The 7,947-nt window shown below is 71.3% G+C and carries 9 protein-coding genes; 6 read left to right on the forward strand and 3 right to left on the reverse strand.

Annotation, left to right across the window (positions count from 1 at the left end):
- Positions 1–133: 133 nt before the first annotated feature.
- The gene (locus ACFTQE_RS19220; RefSeq protein ID WP_376926576.1) at positions 134–1,747 is read right to left on the reverse strand and encodes a cation acetate symporter; all 1,614 of its coding nucleotides are present in this window, start codon (positions 1,745–1,747) and stop codon (positions 134–136) included.
- Positions 1,747–2,121, reverse strand: coding sequence for a DUF485 domain-containing protein (locus ACFTQE_RS19225; RefSeq protein ID WP_376926577.1), 375 nt, complete (start codon positions 2,119–2,121; stop codon positions 1,747–1,749). The genes ACFTQE_RS19220 and ACFTQE_RS19225 overlap by 1 nt, the downstream gene beginning before the upstream one ends.
- 200 nt (positions 2,122–2,321) lie before the next feature.
- Between ACFTQE_RS19225 and ACFTQE_RS19230 the strand changes: the two genes are divergently transcribed.
- From ACFTQE_RS19230 to ACFTQE_RS19250, 5 genes are read left to right on the forward strand one after another with little or no spacing between them, the layout of a single operon-like run.
- Positions 2,322–3,533, forward strand: coding sequence for a sensor histidine kinase (locus ACFTQE_RS19230; RefSeq protein WP_376926578.1), 1,212 nt, complete (start codon positions 2,322–2,324; stop codon positions 3,531–3,533).
- Entirely contained in the window at positions 3,530–4,276 is a 747-nt protein-coding gene (locus ACFTQE_RS19235) for a LytR/AlgR family response regulator transcription factor (RefSeq protein WP_376926579.1), read from the forward strand. The genes ACFTQE_RS19230 and ACFTQE_RS19235 overlap by 4 nt, the downstream gene beginning before the upstream one ends.
- 1 nt (position 4,277) lies before the next feature.
- Positions 4,278–4,685: a DUF485 domain-containing protein gene (locus ACFTQE_RS19240; RefSeq protein WP_376926580.1), complete on the forward strand. Its 408-nt coding sequence runs from the start codon at positions 4,278–4,280 to the stop codon at positions 4,683–4,685.
- Positions 4,682–6,148, forward strand: coding sequence for a cation acetate symporter (locus ACFTQE_RS19245; protein ID WP_376926581.1), 1,467 nt, complete (start codon positions 4,682–4,684; stop codon positions 6,146–6,148). The genes ACFTQE_RS19240 and ACFTQE_RS19245 overlap by 4 nt, the downstream gene beginning before the upstream one ends.
- A gap of 20 nt (positions 6,149–6,168) precedes the next feature.
- Complete coding sequence (locus ACFTQE_RS19250) at positions 6,169–6,909, forward strand: TSUP family transporter (protein WP_376926582.1); 741 nt, start codon at positions 6,169–6,171, stop codon at positions 6,907–6,909.
- Here the strand turns inward: ACFTQE_RS19250 and ACFTQE_RS19255 are convergent.
- On the reverse strand, positions 6,906–7,553 hold the full coding sequence (locus ACFTQE_RS19255) for a GNAT family N-acetyltransferase (RefSeq protein ID WP_376926583.1): 648 nt from the start codon (positions 7,551–7,553) through the stop codon (positions 6,906–6,908). The genes ACFTQE_RS19250 and ACFTQE_RS19255 overlap by 4 nt on opposite strands.
- A 140-nt stretch (positions 7,554–7,693) precedes the next feature.
- Here ACFTQE_RS19255 and ACFTQE_RS19260 point away from each other — a divergent pair, with 140 nt between their 5' ends.
- The gene (locus ACFTQE_RS19260; RefSeq protein WP_376926584.1) at positions 7,694–7,915 is read left to right on the forward strand and encodes an Rv0909 family putative TA system antitoxin; all 222 of its coding nucleotides are present in this window, start codon (positions 7,694–7,696) and stop codon (positions 7,913–7,915) included.
- Positions 7,916–7,947 lie beyond the last annotated feature (32 nt).

The following is a 7,947-nucleotide window of genomic DNA, read 5'->3' on the forward strand; positions in this document are numbered from 1 at the left end:
TCGGAGGATGTGTATAAGAGACAGCTGCTGCGGCATCCGCCTCTTCACTCGACGACGCGGCACGGGCAGGCATTCCCGCCGCGTCGAAGTGGGTTCCCGGCGACGAGTGGGACGTCTCGCCGCCGGGAGGTTCTCAGTGCTGGGTCGCCTTCTCGGCTCCGACGCCGGTCAGCGAACGCACCTCCATCTCGGACTGCTTCGCGGGGTCCTCCTTCTTCTTGTCGAGCACCGTGCCGAGCCAGCCCAGGAAGAAGGCGAGCGGGATCGAGACGATGCCGGGGTTCGAGAGCGGGAAGATCGCGAAGTCGATCGCCTCGGTCTTCAGCATCGAGGTCTCGGAACCCGAGACCACCGGCGAGAAGATGATGAGGATGATCGCCGACGCGAGGCCGCCGTACATGCTCCAGAGGGCGCCCTGCGTGGTGAAGCGCTTCCAGAACAGCGAGTAGACGATCGTCGGCAGGTTCGCGGATGCCGCGACGGCGAACGCGAGCGCCACGAGGAACGCGACGTTCTGGCCGTTGGCCCCGATGCCGCCGATGATCGCCACGACGCCGATGATGACGACGGTGCGGCGGGCGACCTTGACCTCGGCGCCCGGTGCCGGCTTGCCCTTCTTCACGACGCTCGCGTAGATGTCGTGGGCGAAGGAGGCCGCCGCCGTGATCGTGAGCCCGGCGACCACCGCGAGGATCGTCGCGAACGCGATCGCCGAGATGAGGCCGAGGAGCAGCGGTCCGCCGAGCTCGAAGGCGAGCAGCGGTGCTGCCGAGTTCGGGCCGCCGGGAGCCGCGGCGATGACGTCGGCGCCCACGAGGGCCGCCGCACCGTAGCCGAGCACGAGCGTGAACACGTAGAAGATGCCGATCAGCCAGATCGCCCAGACGACCGACTTCCGGGCCTCCTTCGCGGTGGGCACCGTGTAGAAGCGCATGAGCACGTGCGGCAGCGCGGCGGTGCCGAGCACGAGTGCGAGGCCGAGCGAGAGGAAGTCGACCTTCGCGATCTCGGAGACGCCGTACTTCAGGCCCGGGTTCAGGATCTCGGGGTTGCCCGCCGCGGCGACCGCGTTGTCGAGCAGGGTCGAGAAGTTGAACCCGTTGATCGCGAGCACCCAGACCGTCATCACGCCGGCGCCCGCGATGAGCAGGATCGCCTTGATGATCTGCACCCAGGTCGTGCCCTTCATGCCGCCGATGAGCACGTAGAGGATCATGAGCGCGCCCACGACGGTGATGACGAGCGCCTGGCCGAGCTGGTCGCCGACGCCGAGGAGGAGCGAGACGAGTCCGCCGGCCCCGGCCATCTGCGCGAGCAGGTAGAAGAAGCAGACGACGAGCGTCGTGGTCGCCGCTGCGATGCGCACCGGCTTCTGCTTCAGCCGGAACGACAGCACGTCGGCCATCGTGAACTTGCCCGTGTTGCGGAGCAGCTCGGCGACGAGCAGCAGCGCGACGAGCCACGCCACGAGGAACCCGATCGAGTAGAGGAACCCGTCGTAGCCCGTGATGGCGATCGCACCGACGATGCCGAGGAACGACGCGGCCGAGAGGTAGTCGCCGGCGATCGCGGAGCCGTTCTGGCCGCCCGTGAACGAGCGGCCCGCGGCGTAGTAGTCGGCGGCAGTCTTGTTGTTGCGGCTCGCGCGGAACACGATGATCATCGTGATCGCGACGAAGGCGCCGAAGATGGCGATGTTGAGCCAGGGCTCGCCGGGCGAGGCGCTCGCGGCTTCGAAGTGCAGCATCAGCGTGCCACCTCCTCTGACGTGAACGTCGCGCCGGTCTCGATCTCGTCGCGGATCTCCTCGGCGATGGGGTCGAGCTCCTTGTTGGCGTAGCGCACGTACCAGGTCGTCACGGCGAAGGTCGTCACGACCTGGGCGAGGCCGAGCAGGATCGCGACGTTGACGCTGCCGAACACGGGCGTCGACATGAAGTCGTGCGCGTAGCCGGCGAGCAGCACGTACGCGAGGTACCAGACGAGGCACGCGGCCAGCACGGGGAAGACGAACCTCCGGTGCTTCGAACGCAGTCGCTGGAACTCTTCGGATTGTTGCACCGCGCGGTAGTCGACGGGTGGGGCCGTCTCGGTCTCCGCGCTCAGGGCGTCGTTGCCCATTGCGAGTCTCCTTCGGGATCGTGGCGGGGCGGGGGGCCCGGCCGCTGCGGGTTGCAGTGGGGCAACTCTCGCGCGCTCGCACGTCGGCGTGGGGTCGATACCGCTCGTCGTCGCCGAACGGCGCCCATCGTGCGACGAGCGGCGAACGGGCGGCGACGAGCGAGCCGGTCGGCGCGGCGCGAGCGGTTACGCTGTCGTGCATGCCCGAGTCGATGCTGCTCGCCGCCGCCCTCGGCGTGGTCGGCGGGGCGCTCGCGGTCGGACTCGTGGTGTTCCTGCGCCGCATCGTGCTGAGCTCGAAGGAACTCGGCACCGACGCCGAGCAGGCGACCTACCAGACCCTCCACCTCGCGTCGCGGGCCGCGAAGCACCTGCGCGGCGGCATCGACGAACTCGACGCGGCTCGCGCCGGCAAGCACCTGCGCGCCCTGCTCGGCTGCGACAGCCTCGCGATCGTCGATCGCTCGGGCACCATCGCGATCGACGGCGACGAGGCCGTGCGTCCGGTCGCCGAGCGGCTCGCGACCGCGGCGATCACCGGCGGCCGGCAGCAGGTGCAGCGCCGCATCCCGATCGGCGCGTGGGAGACGGATGCGGTCGTCGCCCCGATCGTCGGCAGCACGGGCCCGCTCGGCGCGATCGTCGCCTTCGCCTCCCCCGTGCGGGCCGGTCTCGTGCGGGCGACCGGGGAGGTGGCCGACTGGGTCGCCGCCCAGGTCGAGCTCGGCGAGCTCGACGCGTCGCGCGCGGCACTGGCCGAGGCCGAGGTGCGCGCGCTGCGGGCGCAGATCAGCCCGCACTTCATCTACAACTCGCTGAACGCGATCGCCTCGTTCATCAACACCGACCCCGCGCAGGCGCGCGAGCTCGTGCTCGAGTTCGCCGACTTCACCCGGTACTCTTTCCGCCGGCACGGCGACTTCACGACCGTCGCGGAGGAGCTGCGGTCGATCGACAGCTACCTGCGCCTCGAACGGGCCCGCTTCGGCGAGCGCCTGAAGGTGACCCTGCAGATCGCCCCCGAGGTGCTCTCGACGGTCGTGCCGTTCCTCTCGATCCAGCCGCTCGTCGAGAACGCCGTGCGGCACGGCCTCGAGTCGAAGGAGGGCGGCGGGCACATCACGATCACGGCCGCCGACGCCGGCGCGTTCGCCGAGATCAGCGTGGAGGACGACGGGGTGGGCATCGACCCCGAGGTGCTCGCCGGGGTGCTCGCCGGGGTCCCGGCCGGCGGCGAGCACGTCGGGCTCCGCAACGTCGACGCCCGGCTCCGCCAGGTCTACGGCGACGAGCTCGGCCTCGTGGTCGAGACCAACGTCGGCGCCGGCACGCTCGTGCGCATGCGGGTGCCGAAGTCGGGGCCCAGGCGGCCCTCGGCCGCATCGACCCCCGATGGGAGACTGGAACCATGATCTCCGTGCTCATCGCCGACGACGAGCAGCCCGCGATCGACGAGCTCGCCTTCCTGCTCGGGCAGGACCCGCGCGTCGGCGTGATCCACCAGGCGTCCTCGGGGGCCGAGGCGATCCGCCTGCTCACGCGCGAACCGGTCGACGCCGCCTTCCTCGACATCCACATGCCCGGGCTCACGGGCTTCGACCTCGCGCGGGCACTCGCCCGGTTCGAGCATCGACCCGTGCTCGTCTTCGTCACCGCCGACGAGGAGGGAGCCCTCGAGGCCTTCGACCTCGCCGCCGTCGACTACCTGCTGAAGCCCGTCCGCACCGAGCGGCTGCACCGCTCGGTGGGCCGAATCGTCGAGGCGCTGAAGGCGGGCGCTGCGAGCCAGACGACGGCCGGCGCACCGTCGGAGCCCGAGATGGTCGCGGTCACCCTCGGCGGCACGACGCGCATGATCCGGCGCGACGACGTGCGCTACGTGCAGGCGCAGGGCGACTACGCGCGGCTGCACACCGAGGAGGCGAGCTACCTCGTGCGGGTGCCCATGAGCGACCTCGAGCGGCAGTGGGCCGACGCCGGGTTCGTGCGCGTGCACCGCTCGTACCTCGTGTCGCTCGCCCACATCAACCGCATCCGGCTCGGCTCCGATCACCCGAGCGTCACGGTCGGCCAGGCCGAGCTGCCGGTGAGCCGCCGGCTGCTGCCGGCCCTCCGCGAGCGGCTCGACCAGACGATCATCCGCCCGAGGACGTAGCGTGACCGAGTCGCCCCGCGAGCGAGCGGATGCCGCGGGGCCGCCGCCGCGGGTCCGCGTCACCGCTCCGCGACCAGGCGGGGGCGGGGCATCCTCTCGGCCGCTGCCACCGCATGCGCGGGGCGGGCCGACGAGCGATATCGCGGGGGTCTACGTGCGCTCGCTGATCCGCTCGCAGTTGCGGCTCGCGATCGTGTTCGCGGTCGGCTTCGCGGTGGCCACGACCCTGTTCGTGCTCGCCATCGCGTTCGTGCCCGCCCTCGACTCGAGCTTCGTGTTCGGCGTTCCGGCGTCGTGGCTGCTGCTCGGCGTCGGGGTCTATCCCCTCGCGCTCACGGTCGCGGGGCTCTACGTGCGCGCCGCGGCACGCAACGAGGCACGCTACCGGTCGCTCACGGAGGCGGAGTGAACCCCGTCATCGGCTACTCGGCGATCGCCGCAGTGGCGCTCGCCTCGGCCCTCATCGGCTTCTACGGCCTGCGCGTCTCACGCACGACGAGCGACTTCTACGTCGCCTCGCGCACCGTGCGGCCGTGGTGGAACGCCTCGGCGATCGGCGGCGAGTACCTCTCAGCGGCGTCGTTCCTCGGCATCGCCGGACTCATCCTGCTGCAGGGCTCGGGCGGCCTCTGGTTCCCGATCGGCTACACGGCCGGATACCTCATGCTCCTGCTCTTCGTGGCGGCGCCCCTGCGCCGCTCGGGCGCCTACACGATCCCCGACTTCACCGAGGCGCGGCTCGAGTCGACGTGGGCGCGGCGCGTGACCTCGACGCTCGTCATCGTCGTCGGCTGGTTCTACATCGTGCCGCAGCTGCAGGGCGCGGCGCTCACGGTGCGGATCACGACGGGCCTGCCGTCGTGGGTGGGGTCGGTGGCGGTCGCGGTGCTCGTCGCGGTCATCGTCGCGGCGGGCGGCATGCGCTCGATCACCTTCGTGCAGGCGTTCCAGTTCTGGCTGAAGCTCACCGCGCTGGCCGTGCCGGTCGTCGCGCTGCTGCTCTTCGTCGGCGGCGGCGAGCCGCCCGCAGAGCTCGCCCCGGCGGAGGCCTTCCCTCCCACTGCCGGCCCCGCCGACCTCGATGTGTACCGCACCGTCTCGCTCATGGTGGCGCTGCTCCTCGGAACCCTCGGCCTGCCGCACGTGCTCGTGCGCTTCTACACGAACCCCGACGGGGTCGCGGCCCGGCGCACGACCGTCATCGTGCTCGCCCTCCTGTCGGTGTTCTACCTGTTCCCGACGGCGTTCGGCCTGCTCGGCCGGGCGTTCGCCCCTGACCTCGCGGCCTCCGGCGAGGCCGACGCGCTCATCCTGCTGCTGCCGGGGCGGCTCGTGCCGGGGGTCTGGGGCGAGCTGCTCACCGCGCTCGTCATCGCCGGCGCGTTCGGTGCGTTCCTCTCGACGTCGTCGGGGCTCGTCGTCTCGCTCGCCGGCGTGATCAGCCAGGACCTGCTCGGCGGCAGCGTGCGCGGGTTCCGCATCGCGGCCGTCGCCTCGTCGCTCATCCCGCTCGTCGTGGCGCTGTCGACCGAGTCGGCGGGTCTCGCAGGCAGCGTCGGGCTCGTCTTCGCCTTCACGGCGTCGACCCTCTGCCCCATGCTGATCCTCGGCATCTGGTGGCGCGGCCTCACTGCGCGCGGCGCGATCGCGGGCATGGTCACGGGCGCACTGCTCTCGGGCGGTGCCATCCTCGGCGGCCCGCTGCTCTCGACCGCCGTGCCGGCGCTCCGCCCGTTCCTCGAACAGCCGGCCGCGTGGACCGTGCCCCTCGCGGTGCTCGTGACCGTTGTGGTGTCCCGCAGCGACCGCCGTGCCGTGCCACGCGGCACTGACGCATTCCTCACCCGCCTGCACGTTCCCGAGCGCGGCTGACGGGCGGCTAGGCTGACTCGGTGCTCCTGCCCGTCGCCGTCTCCGTGCTCGTCGGCGCACTGGCGCAACGCATCACGGGCATGGGCTTCGCACTCATCGCCGCGCCCGCGCTCGTGATCCTGCTCGGCCCCTTCGACGGCGTCGTGCTCGTGAACCTCTGCGCCGTGCTCTCCTCGCTCCTCATCCTGCCGAGGGTGTGGAAGCTCGTCGACTGGAACAGGTTCGGATGGCTCGTCGTGCCGGCGCTCGTCGGCACCGCCATCGGCGCCCTCGTCGCTGCGCGCCTGCCCGGGCCGGTGCTCCAGCTCGGCGTCGGGGTCCTCGTCGTCGTCGCCCTCACCGTGTCGCTCCTCGTCACCCGCACCGACCACGTCGCGACGGGGCCCGTTCCGGCGATCGTCGCCGGCGCGGCATCCGGCTTCATGAACGCCTCGGCCGGTGTCGGAGGACCGGCGCTCAGCGTCTACGCGGTGGCCACGCGATGGCCGCAGGCCGGGTTCGCCGCCACCGCCCAGCCCTACTTCGTCGTGATCGGCGCGGCCTCGCTCGTCGGCAAGCTCGGTGCGACCGGGTGGGCGCTGCCCGAGCTCGAACCCGGCGCCTGGCCGCTCGTCATCGGGGCGCTGCTCGTCGGCCTCGGCCTCGGCGAGCTCCTGCACCGCCGCATCCCCCATCACGCCGCGCGCATCGCCGTGATCGTGATCGCGTATGCCGGCGGCGCCGCCGCGATCGTCGACGGCGCGCTGCAGCTCTGGGGCTAGGCGCCCGGGCGCACCTCGACCGGGCGGTCGCCGTACGCGGCGAGTCGCGCCTCGAGGCCGGCCCGCACCTCGGGCCACTCGTCGATGACGACCGAGTACACGGCGCTGTCGCGCCAGCTGCCGTCGGCCCGGCGCTTGTGGCGGCGCATGACCCCGTCGAGGCGGGCACCGAGCCTCTCGATCGCGGCGCGCGACCGCGTGTTGATCGCGTCGGCCTGGATCTTCACCCGGCCGAACCCGTTGCGGAACGCGAGGTCGAGCAGCAGCAGCTTCGCCTCGGGGTTGACCGCCGTGCCCCAGACGCCCGGGTCGTAGGCCGTCCACCCGATGTGCGTCGACTCGTTCGGCAGGTCGAAGTCGCCGAGCTTCGTGGCGCCGACCACCCGGCCGTCATCGGGGCCGCCGCGGAGCCGCACCGTCCACGGCATCGCCGACTCGTCGGCCGAGTAGTACGACCGCGCGAACGCGTCGTAGGCGACGGCGTCGGCTGGCAGCCCCTCGGGTCCTCCGCCGTATCCGCCGGCGAAGACCTCGGGACGGCAGAGCGCGCGATACAGCTCGGGGATGTCGGCGATGTCGAACGGGCTCAAGCGGATGAATCGGCCGACGAGGTCGTCGTCGGAGGGGCGCGTCGCAGTCACCATTCGAGTGTGCCACCTGTCGGCGACGCTCACGTGACCGTCAGCGACGAAGTGCTCCGGCTCGTTTCGCAGGCCTTCCACTCGACGGGCGGCGCCCATACGATGACCAGAGCACGACCACGTCGAAACGAAAGGTGGGGGCCATGGGTGCTCTGGACGACATCACGAAGAAGGCGCAAGACTTCATCGAAGAGAACAAGGACAAGATCTCCGAGGTGCTGAACAGCGAGCAGGCGGAGGACATCAGCGACAAGGTGCTCGACGGCGTGTCGGAGGCCGCGAAGAAGGTCGTTCCCGAGGAGCACCACGACAAGATCGACGGTGTCCGCGAGAACGTCGACGGCGCGATCGGCACCGAGAAGTAGCTTCGCGAGACGCAGGGGGCGGATGCCACGGG

The sequence above is a fragment of the Agromyces sp. NPDC056965 genome, from assembly GCF_042673425.1.
Lineage (GTDB): Bacteria > Actinomycetota > Actinomycetes > Actinomycetales > Microbacteriaceae > Agromyces.

Excerpts from the sequence above, each read along its gene's own strand:
- ACFTQE_RS19230 (WP_376926578.1), top strand. The coding sequence starts at position 2,322 with ATGCCCGAGTCGATGCTGCTCGCCGCCGCCCTCGGCGTGGTCGGCGGG.
- ACFTQE_RS19260 (WP_376926584.1), top strand. The coding sequence starts at position 7,694 with ATGGGTGCTCTGGACGACATCACGAAGAAGGCGCAAGACTTCATCGAA.
- ACFTQE_RS19220 (WP_376926576.1), bottom strand. The coding sequence starts at position 1,747 with ATGCTGCACTTCGAAGCCGCGAGCGCCTCGCCCGGCGAGCCCTGGCTC.
- ACFTQE_RS19235 (WP_376926579.1), top strand. The coding sequence starts at position 3,530 with ATGATCTCCGTGCTCATCGCCGACGACGAGCAGCCCGCGATCGACGAG.
- ACFTQE_RS19255 (WP_376926583.1), bottom strand. The coding sequence starts at position 7,553 with ATGGTGACTGCGACGCGCCCCTCCGACGACGACCTCGTCGGCCGATTC.
- ACFTQE_RS19225 (WP_376926577.1), bottom strand. The coding sequence starts at position 2,121 with ATGGGCAACGACGCCCTGAGCGCGGAGACCGAGACGGCCCCACCCGTC.